Origin of the sequence: Microbacterium sp. A94, from assembly GCF_051842855.1 — a bacterium.
Classification (GTDB): domain Bacteria; phylum Actinomycetota; class Actinomycetes; order Actinomycetales; family Microbacteriaceae; genus Microbacterium.
In genome coordinates, this window is record NZ_JBPXMU010000003.1 from 19177 (window position 1) to 38270 (window position 19094).

At 65.3% G+C, this 19094-nt stretch carries 20 protein-coding genes; 10 read left to right on the forward strand and 10 right to left on the reverse strand.

Features of this window, described 5'->3' with window-relative positions; genetic code table 11:
- Positions 1-39: 39 nt before the first annotated feature.
- Both ACSU1L_RS09675 and ACSU1L_RS09680 read left to right on the forward strand, forming a co-directional pair.
- On the forward strand, positions 40-1587 hold the full coding sequence (locus ACSU1L_RS09675) for an MFS transporter (protein ID WP_439255618.1): 1548 nt from the start codon (positions 40-42) through the stop codon (positions 1585-1587).
- An 8-nt stretch (positions 1588-1595) separates the two neighbouring features.
- A complete protein-coding gene (locus ACSU1L_RS09680; RefSeq protein WP_438253063.1) occupies positions 1596-1655 on the forward strand; it encodes a hypothetical protein in 60 nt (19 codons plus the stop codon).
- 139 nt (positions 1656-1794) lie between these two features.
- Here ACSU1L_RS09680 and ACSU1L_RS09685 read toward each other — a convergent pair whose 3' ends face one another.
- The 3 genes from ACSU1L_RS09685 to ACSU1L_RS09695 all read right to left on the reverse strand — a co-directional run bounded on the left by ACSU1L_RS09685 (position 1795) and on the right by ACSU1L_RS09695 (position 5104).
- Positions 1795-2799, reverse strand: coding sequence for a sugar phosphate isomerase/epimerase family protein (locus tag ACSU1L_RS09685; protein ID WP_439255619.1), 1005 nt, complete (start codon positions 2797-2799; stop codon positions 1795-1797).
- A gap of 31 nt (positions 2800-2830) precedes the next feature.
- Positions 2831-3970, reverse strand: a complete 1140-nt coding sequence (locus ACSU1L_RS09690) for a Gfo/Idh/MocA family protein (RefSeq protein WP_439255846.1) — start codon at positions 3968-3970, stop codon at positions 2831-2833.
- A gap of 81 nt (positions 3971-4051) precedes the next feature.
- Positions 4052-5104 (reverse strand): substrate-binding domain-containing protein, encoded by a 1053-nt coding sequence (locus ACSU1L_RS09695; protein ID WP_439255620.1) that lies wholly within the window; start codon positions 5102-5104, stop codon positions 4052-4054.
- 295 nt (positions 5105-5399) lie between these two features.
- On the opposite strand from ACSU1L_RS09695, the gene ACSU1L_RS09700 reads away from it, so the two are divergent.
- The 3 genes from ACSU1L_RS09700 to ACSU1L_RS09710 all read left to right on the forward strand — a co-directional run bounded on the left by ACSU1L_RS09700 (position 5400) and on the right by ACSU1L_RS09710 (position 9207).
- Positions 5400-6884, forward strand: coding sequence for a sugar ABC transporter ATP-binding protein (locus ACSU1L_RS09700; protein WP_439255622.1), 1485 nt, complete (start codon positions 5400-5402; stop codon positions 6882-6884).
- A gap of 5 nt (positions 6885-6889) precedes the next feature.
- Positions 6890-7945 carry an ABC transporter permease gene (locus tag ACSU1L_RS09705; RefSeq protein WP_439255847.1) on the forward strand — a complete coding sequence of 352 codons (1056 nt, stop codon included), beginning with the start codon at positions 6890-6892 and terminating at the stop codon, positions 7943-7945.
- A gap of 83 nt (positions 7946-8028) precedes the next feature.
- Positions 8029-9207, forward strand: a complete 1179-nt coding sequence (locus ACSU1L_RS09710; RefSeq protein WP_439255624.1) for an ROK family transcriptional regulator — start codon at positions 8029-8031, stop codon at positions 9205-9207.
- 45 nt (positions 9208-9252) lie between these two features.
- Here the strand turns inward: ACSU1L_RS09710 and purD are convergent, their stop codons facing one another.
- On the reverse strand, positions 9253-10530 hold the full coding sequence (gene purD / locus ACSU1L_RS09715; protein WP_439255625.1) for a phosphoribosylamine--glycine ligase: 1278 nt from the start codon (positions 10528-10530) through the stop codon (positions 9253-9255).
- 78 nt (positions 10531-10608) lie between these two features.
- Positions 10609-11280, reverse strand: coding sequence for an NUDIX hydrolase (locus tag ACSU1L_RS09720; protein WP_439255626.1), 672 nt, complete (start codon positions 11278-11280; stop codon positions 10609-10611).
- A 43-nt stretch (positions 11281-11323) separates the two neighbouring features.
- Here ACSU1L_RS09720 and ACSU1L_RS09725 point away from each other — a divergent pair, with 43 nt between their 5' ends.
- Positions 11324-11692, forward strand: coding sequence for a sterol carrier family protein (locus tag ACSU1L_RS09725; RefSeq protein WP_439255627.1), 369 nt, complete (start codon positions 11324-11326; stop codon positions 11690-11692).
- 48 nt (positions 11693-11740) lie between these two features.
- Positions 11741-12049 carry a potassium transporter Trk gene (locus ACSU1L_RS09730; protein WP_438252863.1) on the forward strand — a complete coding sequence of 103 codons (309 nt, stop codon included), beginning with the start codon at positions 11741-11743 and terminating at the stop codon, positions 12047-12049.
- A 107-nt stretch (positions 12050-12156) separates the two neighbouring features.
- Here ACSU1L_RS09730 and ACSU1L_RS09735 read toward each other — a convergent pair whose 3' ends face one another.
- Positions 12157-12762, reverse strand: a complete 606-nt coding sequence (locus ACSU1L_RS09735; RefSeq protein WP_438252864.1) for a zinc-binding alcohol dehydrogenase — start codon at positions 12760-12762, stop codon at positions 12157-12159.
- A 149-nt stretch (positions 12763-12911) separates the two neighbouring features.
- Here ACSU1L_RS09735 and ACSU1L_RS09740 point away from each other — a divergent pair, with 149 nt between their 5' ends.
- From ACSU1L_RS09740 to ACSU1L_RS09750, 3 genes are all read left to right on the forward strand, one after another.
- The gene (locus tag ACSU1L_RS09740; protein WP_439255628.1) at positions 12912-13958 is read left to right on the forward strand and encodes a ThuA domain-containing protein; all 1047 of its coding nucleotides are present in this window, start codon (positions 12912-12914) and stop codon (positions 13956-13958) included.
- A gap of 161 nt (positions 13959-14119) precedes the next feature.
- Positions 14120-14821: an IclR family transcriptional regulator gene (locus ACSU1L_RS09745; RefSeq protein ID WP_439255629.1), complete on the forward strand. Its 702-nt coding sequence runs from the start codon at positions 14120-14122 to the stop codon at positions 14819-14821.
- Between the two features lie 5 nt (positions 14822-14826).
- The gene (locus ACSU1L_RS09750; protein ID WP_439255630.1) at positions 14827-15495 is read left to right on the forward strand and encodes an IclR family transcriptional regulator; all 669 of its coding nucleotides are present in this window, start codon (positions 14827-14829) and stop codon (positions 15493-15495) included.
- Positions 15496-15587: 92 nt separating this feature from the next.
- On the opposite strand, the gene dctP is transcribed toward ACSU1L_RS09750, so the two are convergent.
- From dctP to ACSU1L_RS09770, 4 genes are all read right to left on the reverse strand, one after another.
- On the reverse strand, positions 15588-16640 hold the full coding sequence (gene dctP, locus ACSU1L_RS09755) for a TRAP transporter substrate-binding protein DctP (protein ID WP_439255631.1): 1053 nt from the start codon (positions 16638-16640) through the stop codon (positions 15588-15590).
- Positions 16641-16745: 105 nt separating this feature from the next.
- Positions 16746-17183: a type II 3-dehydroquinate dehydratase gene (locus tag ACSU1L_RS09760; protein ID WP_439255632.1), complete on the reverse strand. Its 438-nt coding sequence runs from the start codon at positions 17181-17183 to the stop codon at positions 16746-16748.
- A 28-nt stretch (positions 17184-17211) separates the two neighbouring features.
- Complete coding sequence (locus ACSU1L_RS09765) at positions 17212-18489, reverse strand: TRAP transporter large permease (RefSeq protein WP_439255633.1); 1278 nt, start codon at positions 18487-18489, stop codon at positions 17212-17214.
- A gap of 2 nt (positions 18490-18491) precedes the next feature.
- Positions 18492-19079 carry a TRAP transporter small permease gene (locus tag ACSU1L_RS09770; RefSeq protein ID WP_439255634.1) on the reverse strand — a complete coding sequence of 196 codons (588 nt, stop codon included), beginning with the start codon at positions 19077-19079 and terminating at the stop codon, positions 18492-18494.
- Positions 19080-19094 lie beyond the last annotated feature (15 nt).

Here is a 19094-nt window from a genome sequence, read left to right on the forward strand (position 1 = left end):
CCGGGAACCAGCGTCCCCGGCCGGGTGTAGCGTGGCGGCGTGACCGAGCAGCGCCCATCATCGACAGCGTCCACGCCCGCGCCCGAGCGCAGCCCGTGGCCGGCGCTGTGGGCGCTCGTCATTGGCTTCTTCATGATTCTGGTCGACACGACGATCGTCTCGGTCGCGAACCCGGCCATCAAGGCAGCGCTGGATCCCACCTCGAACAACCTTGACCGGGTGGTGTGGGTCACCAGCGCCTATCTGCTCGCTTACGCGGTTCCGCTGCTCATCACCGGCCGCCTCGGCGACCGCTTCGGTCCGAAGAACATCTATCTCGCAGGACTCGCGATCTTCACGCTGGCATCGCTGTGGTGCGGTCTGTCGACGACCCTCGATGGGCTGATCTGGGCGCGCGCCGCGCAGGGCATCGGCGCGGCATTGCTGACGCCGCAGACGATGGCGGTGATCACCCGCACGTTCCCGCCCGAGCGGCGCGGAGCGGCGATGGGGCTGTGGGGCGGAGCATCCGGCGTCGCTATGCTCGTCGGTCCGCTGGCCGGCGGATTCCTCGTCGACGGGCTCGGCTGGGAATGGATCTTCTTCATCAATCTGCCCGTCGGCGTCGTCGGGTTCGTGCTCGCATGGATGCTGGTGCCGAAACTGGAGACGCACAAGCACCGTTTCGACATTCCGGGTGTCTTCCTCAGCGCCGTGGCGATGTTCCTCATCGTCTTCGGCCTGCAGGAGGCGGAGGCTTACGACTGGGGAGTGATCTGGGGCCCGATCTCTGTGTGGGGTCTGATCATCGCGGGTGTCATCGTGCTGGGACTGTTCCTCTGGTATCAGTCGCGCACCAAGAATGAGCCGCTCGTACCGATGGACCTGTTCCGAAACCGCAACTTCGCCTGGTCGAATATCACGATCGTCACGGTGGGCTTCACCGTGACAGCGCAGGGGCTGCCACTGATGTTCTTCCTGCAGACGGCGCGTGGACTCACACCGACCGAGTCAGCGCTGCTGCTGATTCCCATGGCGATCGCAGCCGGGGTCGTATCGCCGTTCGCGGGCCAGCTGCTGGACCGCATCGACCCGCGTCTCATGCTGGTTCCCGGGCTGCTGCTCGTATCGGTGTCGTTGTTCCTGTTCGCCGCGATGATGAACACCGAGATACCGATCGGCTGGCTGCTCATTCCCTCGGCGCTGCTCGGCTTCGGCAACGCGGGAATGTGGGGGCCGCTCGCCACCACAGCAACGCGCGATCTGCCGATGCACCAGGCCGGTGCCGGAGCGGGCATCTACAACACCGCGCGCACGATCGGTTCGGTCCTCGGCTCCGCCGCCATCGCCGCGTTCATGCAGAATCGGCTGGTCGCGAATCTGCCGGGCTCAGAGGATGGATCGGGCAGCTTCGGTGGTGGCAAGCTGCCGGATGCCGTCGCCGCACACTTCGCAGATGCCATGGCGCAGACGATGCTGCTTCCGGCGGCCTTCATTCTGCTCGGCGTTGCCGCAGTGCTGTTCCTGCGGCGTCCGAAGCATCTGCCGCCGCGACGTAAGCGCGGCCAGGAGATTAAACGCACTCATTCTCCACGGAAATCGGCGTAGGCGAAGGCATCCATTGGCCACAGATCGACGAGGATATCTCGATAGCGGCGCTTCTTCGCGGCCGCTGAGCGGTGTCCGTTGAATCCTGCTTGCGCGAATGAAAGTGGCACGCGCTGCAGAAAGAAATGCAGCGCGTGCCACGAACGACAGCGCGAGTAAGGGAACGACACCGCGAGCCGCAGTCGACTCAGCGGGTCGAGAAGACTCTCATTTCGTAGAGAACGCCGAGTCGAACGCGGCATCCGACGGCCGGTACTTCGACAGCTTCCGCACGAACTCCAGTGCCTCTGGAGCTCCGACGAGCCGGTCCATGCCTGCATCCTCCCACTCCACCGACAGCGGCCCGGTGTATCCGATGGCATTCAGCATCCGGAAGGCGTCCTCCCACGGCACGTCACCGTGACCGGTGGAGATGAAGTCCCATCCGCGGCGCGGGTCAGCCCAGGGAAGGTGCGAGGAAAGGCGGCCGTTGCGGCCGTTGCCCAGGCGCTTCTTGGTGTCCTTGCAGTGCACATGGTAGATGCGGTCCTGGAAATCCCAGAGGAAGGCAACCGGGTCGATGTCCTGCCACACCATGTGCGAGGGGTCCCAGTTCAGTCCGAACGCCTCGCGATGCCCGATTGCCTCGAGGGTGCGCTTGGTCGTCCAGTAGTCGTAGGCGATCTCAGACGGGTGCACCTCGTGCGCGAAGCGGACACCGACCTCATCGAACACATCGAGGATCGGGTTCCACCGATCGGCGAAGTCCTGGTAGCCGGCCTCGATCATCTCGTCGGTTGCCGGCGGGAACATCGCGACGTACTTCCAGATCGATGAGCCGGTGAATCCGGTGACCGTCTTCACGCCGAGCTTGGCTGCCAGCCGGGCTGTGTTCTTCAGCTCTTCCGCTGCGCGCTGACGCACGCCCTCGGGATCGCCGTCGCCCCAGACGTGGTCCGAGACGATGTTGCGGTGGCGCTCGTCGATCGGGTCGTCGCAGACGACCTGACCCTTGAGGTGGTTGGAGATCGTCCAGACTTTCAGGCCGTTGCGCTCCAGGATCGCAAGTCGGTCCTGGATGTACTCGTCGTCATTCCAGCGCCAGGGGTCGAGGTGATCGCCCCAGCAAGCGATCTCCAGGCCGTCGTAGCCCCATTCGCCCGCGAGGCGACACACCTCTTCGAACGGCAGGTCGGCCCACTGGCCGGTGAACAAAGTGACTGGTCGTGACATCGTCGTCCTCTTTCTCTTGTCTGTTTGTCGTTTAGACGTCGGTCCAGGCGGATCCGCCTGCCGCGCTGCGCGCAACCGCATCCAGAACCCGCTGCACGAGCAGGCCCTCGGCGAATCCCGGGTGCGGGTCGGTGCCGGATGCAACCGCCTCGACCAGGTCTTTCACCTGATGGGAGAAACCATGTTCGTAGCCGAGCATATGGCCGCTCGGCCACCAGCCCGAGAGGTAGGGATGCTCGGGTTCGGTGACGAGCACGCGGGTGAAGCCCTGCGTCGCGGTATCTGCGGTCGCGTCGTAGAACTCGAGCACGTTCATGTCTTCCAGGTTCCAGTGCAGCGCACCGGCATCGCCGGATATCTCGATGTCGAGGGCGTTCTTGCGTCCGGTTGCGAATCGCGTGGCCTCGAAGGATGCCAGAGCGCCAGAGTCGAGACGCCCGGTGAAGATGGCGACGTCATCGACGGTGACCCGGCCGCGACCAGCACCTGCGGTGCCGCCGAGGCCGACGCTCTCGCCCATCAACGGGCGTTCCTTGACGAGTGTCTCGAGCACACCGGACACACTGGTGACGTCCTGGCCGGTAACGAACTGCGCCATATCGATCGCGTGCGCACCGATGTCCCCGAGGGCGCCGGAGCCGGCGCGATCCTTGTCGAGGCGCCAGGTCATCGGGGATTCGGCGTCGGCTAGCCAATCCTGTCGATAGCTCGCCCGCACCTGGCGGATGCTGCCGATCCGACCCGCGGCGATCATGTCGCGCATGAGGGTCACTGCCGGCACTCGCCGATAGGTGAATCCCACCATCGCGCGCACGCCGCGCTCAGCGGCTTCGGCAGCGGCCTGGGCCATCGCCTCCGCCTCAGCTACGGAGTTGGCCAGTGGCTTCTCGCACAGCACGTGCTTTCCGGCGGCGAGTGCGGCGATGGCGATCTCGGCGTGTGATTCGCCGGGGGTGACGATGTCGACGAGGTCGATGTCGTCGCGTTCGATGACAGCGCGCCAATCCGTAGAGGTCTCGGCCCAGCCCCATTTGCGGGCAGCGGAGGCGGTCTTGTCCGCGTCGCGGCCGACCAGCACGCTCATCTGCGGTGCGAGAGGCAGATCGAACGCGGCCGGTGCCTGGCGCCAGCCGACGGAGTGCGCCGCTCCCATGAATCCGTGGCCGATCATGGCCACTCGCAGCTCAGTTGTCATCTTTACTCCAAGAAATAGCGTGGGGCGAGCACGGAAGTGCCCGCCCCACAGAGGTGATCAGGACTCGAACGCGAGATCGATGAACTCGTCGACGTTGTCCTTAGTGACCACGGGAGCATCCAGCACGATGCGGAACGGGACGCTCGGTGTGATCAGGTCGCTCATCGTCTTGCCCTGCGCGATCAGTCGCGCCAGCGCGATGCCGTCGGCAGCCTGCGTGGACGGGTAGATGACGGTCGCCTTCATGACGCTGTCATCCGCCTTGATCCGGTCCATCATGTTGACGCTTCCGGCGCCGCCGACCATGAAGAACTCGTCACGGCCCGCGGCCTCGATCGCGGCCATGACGCCGACACCCTGGTCATCGTCGTGGTTCCAGATGGCGTCGATCTTCGGGTTCGCTGCAAGCAGCTGGGAGGTCGCGCTCTCGCCACCAGCGACGGTGAAGTCTGCGGCCACGCGCGGGCCGACCTCGAGGCCGCACGCCTCGAGTGCGTCAGTGAAGCCCTCGGAACGGTCCTGAGTCAGCGGCAGCGAGTCGATGCCCGCGATCTCGGCGACGATCGCGTCGCTCTGACCATCGAGCTGCTCGCAGATGTAGGTACCGGCGCTGACGCCCATGCCGTAGTTGTCACCGAGGATGGTCACCCGAGACGCGAAGGTGCTCGAGAATTCGCGGTCGACGTTGATGACGGGGATGCCGGCATCCATTGCCTTCTGCGCGACCTGGGTGAGGGCTGCGCCGTCGGTGGGCAGCAGGACGATGGCGTCGACGTCATCGTTGATGAACTTCTCGATAGCGGCGATCTGCTGGTTGGCGTCGTTGGTGCCCTCCGCCTGGAGCAGTTCCACGTCGTCGAAGCTCTCGGCGGCGTTGATGGCGCCGGTGCTGATCGCGCCGAGCCAGCCGTGGTCGTTGTCCGGGCCGGACCAGCCGATCGTGACCGTGTCGCCAGAAGCAGTGTTCTCGTCGCTGGTCGTGCCCTGGTTCGCGGTGCCTGTGTCGCTCTCGGTTCCATCGCTGGTGCAACCGGCCAGCAGGGTGACCGCGAACAGTGCGGCCGCTCCTGCCATCAACGGACGAAGCCTGCGTGTGCGCATGCTGTGCATGTCTTTCCTCCTTGAAATGTGATGCAGATGCGTTCGATGCGCACGCGGAGCGGATTGCTTTACTCACGGACGCACGAGCACTGACACCGTCAACGTAGCAGAAGCATGCGCACGTTGGCCAGCTTTTGCATTTGTTTAGGCAAAAGATTATGCAACGTTGGAATCCAGTCGTTCAGCAGGACCTCCGTGCTGTGCCGCACCGATTTGGATCCAGCGGCGTGGTCTCGCATTCGCAAAGAGAGCGTGTTATGTTCCTGCTGTGATCAAAGACGACCAAACTTCGGCATTACTGGAAATGCGTGGAGTCGAGAAGACCTTCGGTGCTGTCCGAGCGCTGCGCGGGGTCGACCTCGCGATTCTCCCGGGCGAAGTGCACTGCCTGCTCGGGCAGAACGGCGCGGGAAAGTCCACGCTGATCAAGACGCTTGCCGGCGTCTACCAACCCGATGCCGGCGAGATGCGCTGGAACGGGGAGATCGTCACGATCGACAACCCGCAGGCAGCCATCGATCTCGGTATCGCCACCATGTACCAGGAACTCGATGTCGTCGACGACCTGACCGTGGCCGAGAACATCTTCCTGGGGCATGAACTCTCTCGTGGCGGATTTACTCGTCGCAGCGAGACCACCGCGCAGACCCGTGCCCTGCTGAAGCGGCTCGGGCACGAATCGCTATCGCCGCACGCCGAGGTGGGTTCGCTCAGCGCAGCCGAGAAGCAGATCGTGAGCATGGCCAGGGCGCTGTCGCACGACATCAAGCTGATCGTGATGGATGAACCATCGGCCGTTCTCGACTCCGAAGAGGTGCGCAATCTCTTCCACATCGTGAAGGACCTCACAGCTGAGGGCATCGCCGTGATCTACATCACGCACCGCCTTGAGGAGATCCGCACGATCGGCGACCGGATCACCGTGCTCAAAGATGGCGCGAGCACTGCGAGTAACCTTCTGGTCGCAGATACGCCGACCCCCACGCTCATCAAGCACATGACCGGCCGAGTCGTGGAGAACGTCTTCCCCGCAGCCGTGCCGATCGCCGCCGACGCCCCCGTTCTGCTCGAGGTCGAGGACCTCAGCCTGGACGGCGTCTTCGATGACGTGTCGTTCTCGGTGCGAGCCGGCGAGATCATCGGACTCGCGGGGCTGGTCGGCTCCGGTCGGTCCGAGATTATCGAGACCGTCTACGGTGCTCGGTCCGCGACCTCGGGCAGCGTCCGAGTCGAAGGCAAGCCGCTGCGGAAGGGTTCGGTGTCCGCCGCCGTTCGGGCAGGGCTCGGCCTCAGCCCGGAAGAGCGAAAATCACAGGGGCTGGTTCTCGGAGAGCCGATCTTCCGCAACATCACCCTGTCCTCGTTCGCTCGGGAGGCGAAAGCGGGCTGGCTGGATGAGCGGGCTGAGCGCGCGATCGCCCGGGAGCAGATCGCGGCGATGGAACTGCGTCCGGCTGACCCTGACCTCCCGGCTGGAACACTCTCCGGCGGTAACCAGCAGAAGATTCTGCTGTCGCGCTGGCTCGTGCACGGCAGTCGCATCCTCCTGCTGGATGAGCCCACGCGCGGCGTCGATGTCGGCGCCCGTGCTGAGATCTACGCACTGATCCGCAATCTGGCCGCGGACGGCCACGCGATCATCATCATCTCCAGCGAGATCGAGGAAGTCCTCGGTCTCGCCGACACCGTGCTCGTCATCGGCGACGGGCGCGTACTCACTTCTCTTCCCGCTTCCGAGATCGACGAGCACGGTGTGCTCGATCTCGTCATGAAAGGAACCGCCGCGTGAGCGAGCTGACCCAGAATCCCGCCGTCGACCAGAAGCCGGCGTCGCCGCTGAAATCGCTGTTCTCCGGTGCCGCCGGCCGCAACATCGGCCTCGTGCTGGCGCTGCTGGCGATCATCGTCGTGGGCATGATCACCGCATTCGACACTTTCACGAACTTCGGTAACGCGCTGGTGATTTTGCGACAGTCGTCCATCGTCGGCGTGATCGCCGTCGGCATGACATTCGTCATCATCGCCGGTGGCATCGACCTCTCCGTCGGCGCGGTGCTGGCACTGGCGTCCGTCGCCGGCTCGCTGGCTGCGATCCAGGACATCGCCAAGTCATCCCACTGGATCGTCACCGTTATTGTCGCGCTGCTTGTCGGAACCGGGGCGGGCCTGGTCAACGGTGTCATCATCGCCTATGGCAAAGTCGCGGCCTTCATGGCGACGCTCGCCATGATGGTTGGTGCGCGCGGACTCGCGGAGGTGCTCGCCGATAACCGCACGCTCGTCGTTTCGGATCGCGACTTCCTCAAGGCTATGAACGTCGACCTGCTCGGCGTCGACATCCTCGTCTGGATCTTCGCCATCGTCGCCATCGCTGGCTGGCTGTTGCTGAATCGCACCACTTTCGGCCGTCGCACCGTCGCGATCGGCGGCAACAGTGAGGCCGCCAGGCTCGCCGGTATCAAAGTGAAACAGCACGTCATGTGGCTGTATGCGCTCGTGGGGCTGACCGCGGGCATCGCCGCAGTGATGATGCTCGGGCGTACCCAGGCAGGAACATCGACCCATGGCAACTTCTATGAGCTGGATGCCATCGCCGCCGTGGTTGTCGGTGGAACCCTGCTGATCGGCGGACGGGGAACCATCACCGGCACAGTGTTCGGCGTTCTCATCTTCCAGACACTGAGCAACGTGTTCGTGCAGAACAACATGTCCTCGTCACTGCAGGCGATCGCCAAGGGCGTGATCATCGTCGTCGCGGTGCTGCTGCAGCAGCGTTTTGCAGGAGGGAGCGGCGCCAAGAAGACGCCGAAGGCGTTGACGGCGATGAAGACGCCGACACCGCGCGGCTAGACTTCCCCTTCGGAAGACGAAGCGCCGACCAGCACCGGACGGCGCGGCTTTCAGACGCTGATCACGACATCTACAGGGGCACCATGGCAAGCAATTTGAGCGGTCCCGGCGTCGGGGAACTCTTCCAGTTGCTCCGCGATGGCGAGCCGCGCACCCGGGCCGAGCTGGCGAAGACGTCTGGTCTCGCGCGCTCGACGGTGGCCGCACGCGTGGATGAGCTCATGCGAATGGGGCTCATCACCCCGGTCGCCGACGCAGTCTCGACGGGAGGGCGTCCGCCCTCGCAGTTCGCCCTGAACCCTGCCTCGAGGGTGGTCATCGGCGCTGATATCGGCGCCTCGCACACGACCGTCGCCGTCACAGATCTTGCGGGCACCATCTTGGCCGAGCGCACCGGCGACATCGCCGTAGCGACCGGACCCGAGGCAGTGCTGAACTGGCTGGTGGACGCGGTGACCGAGCTGATGATCGAGATCGATCTCGAACGCAGCCTCATCGCTGCCATCGGCGTCGGTGTTCCGGGGCCGGTGGAGCATTCCACCGGTCGCCCGGCTGGTCCGCCGATCATGCCCGGCTGGGACGGCTTCGACGTGCCCGGTTGGGTGCAGCAGCATCTGCATGTTCCGGTTCTCGTCGACAACGACGTGAACATCTCGGCTCTCGGCGAGAGGGCAGCTGCCTGGCCGACGACCGATCACCTGATCTTCGTGAAAGTGGCGACCGGCATCGGTGCGGGCATCATCTCCGGCGGTCAGCTGCTGCGCGGGGCCCAGGGAATCGGCGGCGATCTCGGACATGTGCGCGTCGCTCGCGGCGCGGACGTGCCGTGTCACTGCGGCAACACCGGATGCTTGGAAGCGCTCGCCTCCGGACCCGCGATCGCACGCAATCTCGCTGCGCAGGGGATCGAAGCTCGCAGCGGTCACGACGTTGTCGAACTCGTCAAGGGTGGCAGTCTCGACGCGGTTCAAGCGGTGCGGCAGGCAGGACGCGACCTCGGCGAGGTGCTCACGGCATCCGTCAGCCTGCTGAATCCCTCGGTCATCGTCATCGGCGGGGCAATGGCTCGCGTCGGAGAGCATCTCATCGCCGGGGTGCGCGAGGTCGTCTACACCCGTTCGATGCCGCTGGCCACCGAGCAGCTCGCGATCGTGCAGTCGGCGACAGCCGGGCAGGCTGCCGTCCGCGGGGCGAGCATGCTCGCTGTGGAGTACGCGCTTTCACCCGAGATTCTGCCGCGCAGCTTCAGCCTCACCAGGTGAGGCGCTCGGCCGCGAGGTGCTCGGCAGCCGGTGCTCGGCCGCTGGTTATTCGCTGACGCGGGCGGCGATGTCGCTGCGGAAGTGTGCGCCATCCAGGCTGATGCGGTTCATCGCCTCGTAGGCCTGTGCGCGCGCGGCGGCGAAGTCTGCTCCGACCGCGACGACGTTGAGTACGCGACCGCCGGTGGCGACGAGGTCTCCGCCCGGGGCATCCGGACCCGCAGTCGCAGCATGAACGATGCGCACGCCCTCGACGCCTGAGGCATCCGCGAGCCCGGAGATCTGGCGACCGGTCTGCGGGGCCTCTGGGTAGCCTTCGCTGGCGAGGACGACGGTGATCGCGACGTCGTCGCTGAAGACGGGCTGCGGCTGGTCTTCGAGGGTTCCGGATGCTGCGGCCAGCAGCAACTCGGACAGCGCCGTGACGAGCCGGGGCAGCACGACCTGCGTCTCAGGGTCGCCGAAGCGCGCGTTGAACTCGATGACCTTAATGCCCGCATCGGTGAGGATGAGTCCGGCGTACAGCAGGCCGATGAACGGGGTGCCTTCGGCATCCAGCTGGCGGATGACGGGGAGGGCGACTTGCTCGGTGACCAGGTCGACGAAGGCTGCTTCGCTGCCGAACTGCTCATCCAGCCACGGCAGTGGTGAGTAGGCGCCCATGCCGCCGGTGTTGGGGCCCGCGTCGCCGTCGTAGGCGCGTTTGAAGTCCTGCGCGGGGCTGAGCGCGCGCACCGTGTCGCCGTCGGAGAGGAAGAACAGCGAGACCTCAGGGCCTGCGAGGAACTCCTCGATCAGCACCGGGCCGGTCGGCAGATAGTGCTCGGCGTGCGCGAGTGCCTCGGCGCGGTCGGAGGTGACGATGACTCCCTTGCCAGCTGCGAGGCCGTCGGCCTTCACCACGTAGGGTGCGCCGAGTTCATCGAATGCGGCTTCGACTTCGGCGGCGGATGCTGCGCGCACGGCACGTCCGGTCGGCACGGATGCAGCATCCATGATGCGCTTCGCGAAGGCCTTCGACCCCTCCAGTTGAGCGGCAGCCTTGCCCGGTCCGAACACCGGGATGCCGCGCTCGCGCAACGCATCAGCGACGCCGGCGACGAGCGGAGCCTCGGGGCCGATGATGACAAGGTCGACAGCATTCTCGTTGGCGAAGGTGGTCACCGCTCCACCGTCGAGCTGATCGACGGTGACGAGCGTCGCATCCTCGGCGATGCCGGCGTTGCCGGGGGAACAGAGCAGTTCGTGCTCCGTCTGCTCGGCCTTCAGGGCGAGGATGATCGCGTGCTCACGGGCACCGGAACCGAGGACGAGGATCTTCACCCCTCCAGACTAGCGACGCTCGCGTGCCCGGGGTGGCGAGACGGGGTCTGCGCGCCGGGACGAACGGGCCCGGACCGGTCAGATGGGCCGTTCGATCGTGGCATCCCAGGGAACCGTCCACCCGGCTGCATCGAAGATGCGGTCGAGCACGATGGCGGTGAAACCCCACACGATCGTGCCGTTGATGTCGAATGCCGGGCTGCGGAATCCGACGTTTTCGCGGCTGACCACCGAGGTGTAACGGTTGGCGGGGTCGAGCAGCTGTGCAACCGGAACCCGGAACACCTCGACGGTTTCGGCATGATCGACAGCGGCCACCTTCGACGGCTTCGTCCACCAGGCGAGCACCGGAGTGACGCGGTGGTTACTGGCGGCCAGCGGCAGCTCAGGCAGGGTCGCGAGCACTTCGACTCCGGTTGGGTCGAGTCCGGTCTCCTCTTCAGCCTCGCGCAGTGCGGTTGCGGCAGGATCGGCATCGCCGGATTCGCGCCGACCGCCGGGGAACGAGACCTGCCCGGGGTGCGATGAGAGCGTGGGCGCGCGACGTTGCAGCAGGACGTCGAGGTCGCGGGCGACAGCGGCGTCCGCAGTCGGTGCGGGGATGCTGTCGAGCACCCCGAACAGGATGAGTACCGCAGCCCGGCGCGCGGCCGAGGCATTGGCGAGTTCCGGGAACGGACCCGCCCACCCGTGTGAGAGCGCCCCGAGCAGCTGAGCGCGTGCGTTTTCCGAATGCTGACTGTCACCCACAGTCCGACCATACGCGGTGCGCACGATCAGACAAGATGGAGACATGGCCAAGAAGATCGACATCTCGGATGGGCGAGCGGCACTGGATGCTGTGCGCTCTGCGCTCGCCGCGGGGGAGAAGCCTGCGCGTCCGGCGTCGGCGACGGCCGTTCGCTACCTGCTGCAGTTGCTCGATGAGAAGGCCCCGGGCAACAGTGTCGAGGTGCGGGTGCCGCCGTTCGGCGCCGTGCAGGTCGTGCAGGGACCGCGGCACACGCGTGGCACCCCGCCGAATGTGATCGAGATGGATGCGGCGACCTGGATCGCTCTGGCGACCGGGGTGGAGGATTGGGCCGATGTGTACGCTGCGGGCCGGGTCCACGCATCCGGAACTCGCGCCGATCTGCGCGACCTCTTGCCGTTGCGCCCGTAGCGCCCGGTATTCGGCGTGCACCGAGGTGAACAGTGGGACAATGGAGACATGTCTGCCCCTGACTCTCACCACACCGTCGAAGCGACCGTTCGGCGGGTGCCGCGCTATGGAGTGTTCCTGGGCATCGGCATCGTGGTCGGCATCATCGCCGCAGGCATCCTGACGATGGTGGGAAACTACGAGCCGTCTCCCGTGCTCGATGTGGTGTACCCGCCGAGCCAGGTCTTCGGTTTCGCGCTGCTGTGGACCGTTCCGATTGGTGTCGGCCTCGGTGGCATCGTCGGCATGGTGCTTGAGCGCATCGCGCGTCGCCACGACCGCGTCGTCCGCGTCGATCGCGAAACCATCGTCGAGTAATTCTCGTTGCGAGTGGCCGGTTGTGGCTCGCTTTTGCGTGATTTTCGAGCCACGCGCGCCCACTCGCAGGGGTGATATTGGGGGCGCAGGGGCTACGGGGGGTGGGGCTACGCTAGCTCGCCGATAACGGGGCGGATGGCCTCGTCGAACGCGACCACATCGCGCCGCAGGCCGTCGGTGACGGCGACAGTGAGAGCGCCGATCCACCAGATGCCGCGCTGAGTGAACGGCAGCACCTGCACATTCAGCTCGAACGAGTGCGCGCGGCGACCGATCTCTCGTTCGAACTCGGCGATTGCACTCGCGTAGGCCCGGTACGAGTCGCCGCCGGTGGAGGTGTTCATCGAGTCCACGTAGCGGTTGTGCGCGGTCTGGGCGTACTGCTGCGCAGGCGTGGCCAGCGGAGTGATCGCCTCGCGCAGCTGCTCGGCACCGCTCGCGGGCAGTGCGACGATCGTGTCGAATCCGTCGACGAGTTCCAGCGGGCCCTCGGCAGGATGCGCCCGCGGCTCCACGGTCATATTCCAGTAGTCGCGCCACTGCTTCTCCAGCGCGAGGGTGGCATCGGCAGCATCCGGAGTACGCACCGGCAGGTCGCGCAGTGCCGGCAGGTCTTCGGGAACTCGGATGCCGAGGTGCTGGCGCAGCGCAAGGGCGACGAGCACCGGGACTCCGGCGTCTTCGCGGATCAACCACTGCGGCTTGTCGGCCATGGCACCATCCTAGGGAGACTGCGCACGCTTTGCCGGTGCGGGTCTGACTTACTGGATGGAACACGCGTTGCCACAGCCTCCACTGATGCCTAGGTTCAGGGTCGAGCCGGCTCTTCTGGCTTCCGATTCGAATGATCGAGGGAGATCACGTGAAATCCATATTGCGTTCGGGCATCGCGCTGGTGGCGGCTGCCGTTCTCGGCGCTGGCCTCTTCGCCGCGAGCACGTCGACCGTGAGCTTGAACAACGGAAACGGGCACAGCAACAGTGGGAACAACGGCAACGGCAACGGCAACGGCAACAACGGCAACAACGGCAACAAAGGTAACGGCAACAAGCCGGTCACGGCCGATGCGGTCTACCTAGACGGCATCAAGGACTACGGTGTCTGCCGCGGACTCAGCGCCGACTGCTACCACGACTGGGGCAACACCTGGGAAGAGGGCGAGGAGAAGCGGATCCTCATCTGGAGCCGCACCGGCGGCCCCCGCCACGCCCACCTCGGCACGCCGCTCGAGCCCGGACTAAACCCGCCACTGAACGCGGACAACGTCGCGCAGGCCGGGCTGAAGACCTGGGCCGAGGAACGTGGCATCGCGGTTGACTACACCGAGGACCTGTCCGCATTCTCCCGCCTGAACAACTACCAGGCGATCGTGTTCCTGAGCTCCACCCGCGACAGCCTCGACGACTCGGCACAGACGGCGCTCATGCAGTTCGTTCGACGCGGCGGCGGTTTCGTCGGCATCCACAACGCTTTCGGCACCGAGTACCACTGGCAGTGGTACGAAGGACTGCTCGGCGGCACGAACTTCTACGATCACGCGCCGAACCGGCCCGGCACCGTGGAGGTCATCAACGACAAGGATGTGTCGACGGAGTTCATGCCTGAGACGTGGGGCTTCACCGACGAGTGGTACAACCTGCACCCGTACCCGAGCTACGTCAACGTGCTCCTCGAAGTCGATGAGCAGACGAGCCTCAACGGACGCGAGTCGGGTCACCCCGGCCACGGGGCCGAGCACCCGGTCAGCTGGTGCCACTACTACGACGGCGGCCGTGCCTGGCTGACAACGCTCGGTCACTCCGTCGAGGTATGGACCGATGCCGAAGCCGAGAACGATGACCTCTTCCAGAGTCACGTCATGGAGGGACTCGAGAGCGTCATGGGAATCAAACCGTTCTGCGCGGTCTGATCCACCCGCAGGGCCCGAACGTGCAACACGCGTTCGGGCCCGTTGCGCTCCCTCACACCACGCAGTAGCTTCGATCCCGAGCGGATCGAACAGACCGCCTCTTTCGAAGGGTCCCGATGTCGAGTCTCTCTCCCGTTCCGGCAGAACGTCCCTCAGTATCCGTGCTCACGCGTATTCTGTCGATTTTGGATGCCGTCAAGAGTGCGGACGGTGCGATCTCCGTCACACAGATCGCTTACGCCACCGACATTCCGAAGTCCACGGCTGCACGGCTCGTGAGCGAATTGGTCTCGCAACGCTATCTGGTGCGCGGCGATGGCGGCATCAGTCTGGGGCTTCGACTCTTCGAGCTCGGCGCCAGGGCAACGATGCCGCGCCGGCTGGTCTCCGCGGCGGCACCGATTATGAGCCACCTCGCGCAGCGCACGGGCGAACGCGTTGGCCTGTGGGTGCAACAGGGCACGGATATGGTTTCGCTGGCCGCGGCGCCGGGCAGGCTCCCCATGCTCCCCACCTGGGCCGGCATGCGCTCGCCCGCCCTGACCACCGCGAGTGGCAAGGCCTTCCTCGCCTTCTGCGAGGACGAGCGCGTCATCGACCTGGTCAGCGCACCGCTCATCGCCGCAGAGATGCTGCGCTTCCGCCGAGAGCTCACCGACGTGCGCTCCTCAATGCTGGCGACCGACTCCGGGGCTTCCTACCGAGGTGTGCTGGCTGTCGCGAGTCCCATCATCGGCTCGGACAGCAGCGTGATTGGCGCGATCTCTGTCGCCGGTCCCTCCGATGCGATGCGCCCGGACAACGTGGCGCCGCTGGTGCGCGCCGCCGGTGTCTCGCTGGCCAAACGACTTCCTGCGGCCTGATCGTCATGCGTACGGCGTCGTGGACGGAAGCTGTCAGCGTGCTCGATCGGATGAGCGCGATTCTTGATGCCTTCGGAGAGCTGGGCGAGGGACTCGGAGTTACTGAACTCGCGCGGCGAGCGAACCTGCCGAAATCGACGGTGTCGCGCATCGCGGCCGACCTTGTGGCGGAAGGCTACCTCGATCGCGTCGACGCCAATCTCTACCTCGGGCTGCGCCTGTTCGAGCTGGGGCAGAACGTCGAGCAGCCCCGGCGGCTGCGCCGGCTCGCGATCAGCACGATGACTGCGCTTCGCGATGCGACGGGGCAGAACGTGCAGCTTGCCATCGCCGACGGCGAGGAGATCGTCATCATCGCCAATGCGCACGGGCGTGAAACCGACCACCCGGTTGCGCGCATCGGCGAGCGGCTGCCGCGCGCATCGACTGCTCTCGGTGCGGCCTTCGAGATGTTCACCGCACACGACAGTGCGCGCGCACGTCACGATGTTGCGCCGGTGTCTGAGGTCGTCCATGGTGGCCACGTGTGCCTGGCCAGCCCCGTGTACGAGCGGGCCAGCGTGATCGCGGCGCTGGCAGTGAGCGGCGGGATCGGTGACCTGGTCCCCGGCGACGCCGCACCCTTCGTGCGCCGCGCGGCCGTAGCGCTCAGTAAGCGCATCGCTGCAGACTGAGCAGCCGAACCCTGCCCCCAAAAGCGAACCCTGCCCCCCAAAAGCCCTGTGGGGCAGGCGCCGACGCGCCCGCCCCACAGATTCAGCTCAGATCAGCCGGCGCTTTCGCGGATCGCCTGGTAAGCCTCGAGGGTCTCCCCTGAGTAGTACTCGCTGAAGAAGTCCTCCGACTGCGAGATGAAGGCATCCATGTCGATCTCATCCTGTTCGATAACGGTGAAATCGGGGTTCTCACGGTAGCCGTCGATGATCTCCTCGGTCTCCTCCTCGACGCAGGTGCGGTTCTCGCCGCGGATCTCGCGGATCGTCTTCTCCAGCAGTTCGGTCTGCTCGTCGTTCAGCTTCTCGTAGGTCTTATCGCTGACCACGGCGAACTGGATGCCGACGTTGTGGTTGTTGAGAACCGCGACGTTGAGCACCTCGTCGTAGCTGGACGAGTGGGTCGCCACGATCGGGTTCTCCTGGCCGACGGCGATGCCCTGCTGCAGAGCGGTGTAGACCTCTTCCACCGCGACCGAGACCGGACTGTCCACACCCAGGGCCTCGGCGTTCGCCAGGAATCCGGGGGAGTTGGGGAAGCGGATGGGGACGCCCTTAAGGTCTTCGGGGCTGCGGATCTCGACGTCCTTGGTGGTGAAGGTGCGGTTTCCGAACAGCCAGCCGTCGACGATCTTCACACCGGTGGCGTCGTGGAACGCGGTGAACAGGTCCTCGGATCCGTTATCCATCCAGGAGAAGGCATGATCGACGTCATCGAACGCGTACGCGGCATCGACGGCTTCGATAGGAGCGAATGTGGTCGCAAGCTCCGAGCCGCCGAGCAGGTCGATGTCGATGTCGCCAGCCTGCACCATCGGGAAGCGATCGGCGTGCGGGCCGAGCTGGCTCGATGGGTACAGCTCGACGGTGAATCCGAGATCTGACGCCTCCAACCGGTCCTTCAGCAGTTCGACGCCGCAGTAGTAGTTCGGCGTCTGCTCGTTTTGCGTGAGAGACACCGTGAGGGTCACGTCGTTCGCGTCTGACCCGGACGCGCCGTTCTCAGCGGGCGCGGCACCACCGCTGCAGCCCGCGACCATGAGCGCGGTGGCGGCGAGCGCCGATACTGTGACGACGCTGCGACGCATCGTGATGTTGTTTACCATGTGACTCTCCTCTTATCTCGCGCTTCATCGCGCTGGTCTGGGGCTTATGTTGACTCTTGCCTGCGGGTGCCAGATCACAAACAGGGCTCTCGACGAGTGGAACGCTCAGCTGGCGAGCGCGTCTGCTGCGCGGACGGCGAGCTGATATCCGAACGCTCCGGCGCCGGCGATAACCGTGGTCGCGACGGTCGACATCAGCGAGTGGCGGTGCGCCTCGTCGCGAGCGTGGATGTTCGAGATGTGGACCTCGACAATCGGGATGCTGAGGATGCGCAGCGCATCGAGCACCGGAACGGACTGGAAGCTCAGTCCCGCTGGGTTGATGACGACGGCGGCACCGTCGCGATGCGCATCGTGCAGCCACCCGATGATCTCGTGCTCGGCGTTGGACTGCTCGAAGGAGAGCTCGAACCCCAGCTCTTCGGCGAGGTTTGCGCACTCGGTCTCGATGTCCTGCAGGGTCACAGTGCCGTAGATGTCGGGTTCGCGCATCCCCAGCATGTTGAGATTCGGGCCGTTGAGCACGTAGAGCTTTCGGATCACGGTCGGGTCCTTTCGAGGCGACGTCATGTCAGAGGTTCAGCAAGGTCGGCACGATCGTGACGATCGTGGGGAAGAGCGTCAGCAGGAGCAGCACCGTGCCGAGTGGGATCAGGAAGGGCAGGATGCCCCGGAACAGCTCGCCCATCGGCCGTCGAGTGACCGAGCCGACGACGAACAGCACGGCGCCGACCGGTGGAGTGAGGGAGCCGATCATGAGGTTCACGATCATGATCACGCCCAGGTGCACCGGATCGATGTCGTAGGTCGCCGCGATCGGCAGCAGGATCGGCACCAGCACGAGGATCACCGGCGTCGCTTCGAGGAAAATTCCGAGCAGGATCAGCAGCACGTTCAGCAGCAGCAGGAACACGACGGGATTGTCGGTAAGGCCGAGGAGCAACTCGCCGAGGTTGCGCGAGACCTGCTCGCGGGTGAGGACCTGGCCCAGCAGGTTCGAGGCGCCCAGGATCAGCAGGATGCCACCTGACATCAGGACCGTCTCCTTGGCTGCCTTCCAGAAGGCGCTCCAGGTGAGTGTGCGGTAGACGGCACCGAGTGCGAGCACGACGGCCGCGGCGATTCCCGCGCTTTCGGTCGGGGTGAACCAGCCGCTGAAGATACCGCCGAGGATGATCACCGGGATCATCATTGGGCCGAGCACGCGTACGGTCGCGCGGCGCAGCATCGTTCCGTTGAAGGGCCGGCCTCCGGCGATGTTCGGGTGGAAGCGCACCCAGACCGCGATGTAGACGCCAAGACCCAGCGCCATCAACGCCGCCGGGAGCACGGATCCGGCGAACAGCGCGCCGGTCGAGATAGAAGCTGTGGCGGCGAACAGCACGGCCGGGATGCTGGGCGGCATCACGGTGCTCAGCAGCGAGCTTGACGCGGTGAGGCCGGCGGAGAATCCGTAGGGGTAGTTCGCCTTCAGCATCTGCGGCACCTGCACCTTGCTCGTGGACGCGGCATCCGCAAGAGCAGAGCCACTGATCCACGAGAAGCCGACCGCGGTGGTGAGGTTGACGTAGGCGAGGTTGCCGGGAAGGCGCGGCAGCAGGGCGCGGGCGAAATCGTACAGCCGCGTGGCGATGCCGAGATGGTTGGCGACGGTGCCGACGAAGATGAACAGTGGCACCGCCAGCAGCGGGAAGCTGTTGATGCCGTTGACGATCGCGGTGGTGGTGTACCCGGCTGAAAGATTGTGGGTGTAGAAGTAGAGCATGCTCGGCGCGATCATCGCGAAGGCGACGGGCACGCGCAGCAGCAGCAGGACGACCATCAGGACGACGAAGAGCCAGAGGTCCATGATCAGCCCTCCATCTCAGAGATCTCGAGTTGCCGTTCCGGCCGGTTCGCATGCGGGATCTTCCACAGCGAGTGGATGCCGGTGGACACACCACCGATGAAGGCGAAGATGTAGAGGATCCCCAGGGGGATGCCCATCGCGGCGCTGACGCGCATCCACTCGAGGCTGACCTTCACGTAGGCGTCGTAGACGAGCGCGATGCTGGTGATCACCATGATCACAGCCGAGACGATGCGCAGGGCGACGAAGAGCTTCTTGCCGCGCAGCACGCCATCGAACACCTCGATGACGATGTGGCCGTTGCGTCCGGTGAGATACCCCATCATCATGAACGTCATCGCAATCATCGACAGCAGTGCGAGCTCACCCGCACCGACCCAGCTGATGACAGGGAAGTAGCGACCGGCCACCTGATACATGACACCGAAGAAGATGCCGCCGAACAGAATGACGCCGACGATCATCTCGGTGTGCGAGAGCACCCGGATGAACAGTGACTCCTTCGGGACATCTGAGTTCAGCTCCGGTGTCGTGAAGACGGTCTCGGTGTGGCCGTAGATCGACGCCTCGCGATCCTTGCGTCCTCGCATGGTTGACCTCTCTGT

Bases quoted from the DNA above. Each gene is read 5' to 3' on its own strand.
- ACSU1L_RS09685 (WP_439255619.1), bottom strand. From the start codon at position 2,799: ATGTCACGACCAGTCACTTTGTTCACCGGCCAGTGGGCCGACCTGCCG.
- ACSU1L_RS09690 (WP_439255846.1), bottom strand. From the start codon at position 3,970: ATGATCGGCCACGGATTCATGGGAGCGGCGCACTCCGTCGGCTGGCGC.
- ACSU1L_RS09695 (WP_439255620.1), bottom strand. From the start codon at position 5,104: ATGCACAGCATGCGCACACGCAGGCTTCGTCCGTTGATGGCAGGAGCG.
- ACSU1L_RS09700 (WP_439255622.1), top strand. From the start codon at position 5,400: ATGCGTGGAGTCGAGAAGACCTTCGGTGCTGTCCGAGCGCTGCGCGGG.
- ACSU1L_RS09710 (WP_439255624.1), top strand. From the start codon at position 8,029: ATGGCAAGCAATTTGAGCGGTCCCGGCGTCGGGGAACTCTTCCAGTTG.
- ACSU1L_RS09725 (WP_439255627.1), top strand. From the start codon at position 11,324: ATGGCCAAGAAGATCGACATCTCGGATGGGCGAGCGGCACTGGATGCT.
- ACSU1L_RS09730 (WP_438252863.1), top strand. From the start codon at position 11,741: ATGTCTGCCCCTGACTCTCACCACACCGTCGAAGCGACCGTTCGGCGG.
- ACSU1L_RS09735 (WP_438252864.1), bottom strand. From the start codon at position 12,762: ATGGCCGACAAGCCGCAGTGGTTGATCCGCGAAGACGCCGGAGTCCCG.
- ACSU1L_RS09750 (WP_439255630.1), top strand. From the start codon at position 14,827: ATGCGTACGGCGTCGTGGACGGAAGCTGTCAGCGTGCTCGATCGGATG.
- dctP (WP_439255631.1), bottom strand. From the start codon at position 16,640: ATGGTAAACAACATCACGATGCGTCGCAGCGTCGTCACAGTATCGGCG.
- ACSU1L_RS09765 (WP_439255633.1), bottom strand. From the start codon at position 18,489: ATGGACCTCTGGCTCTTCGTCGTCCTGATGGTCGTCCTGCTGCTGCTG.
- ACSU1L_RS09770 (WP_439255634.1), bottom strand. From the start codon at position 19,079: ATGCGAGGACGCAAGGATCGCGAGGCGTCGATCTACGGCCACACCGAG.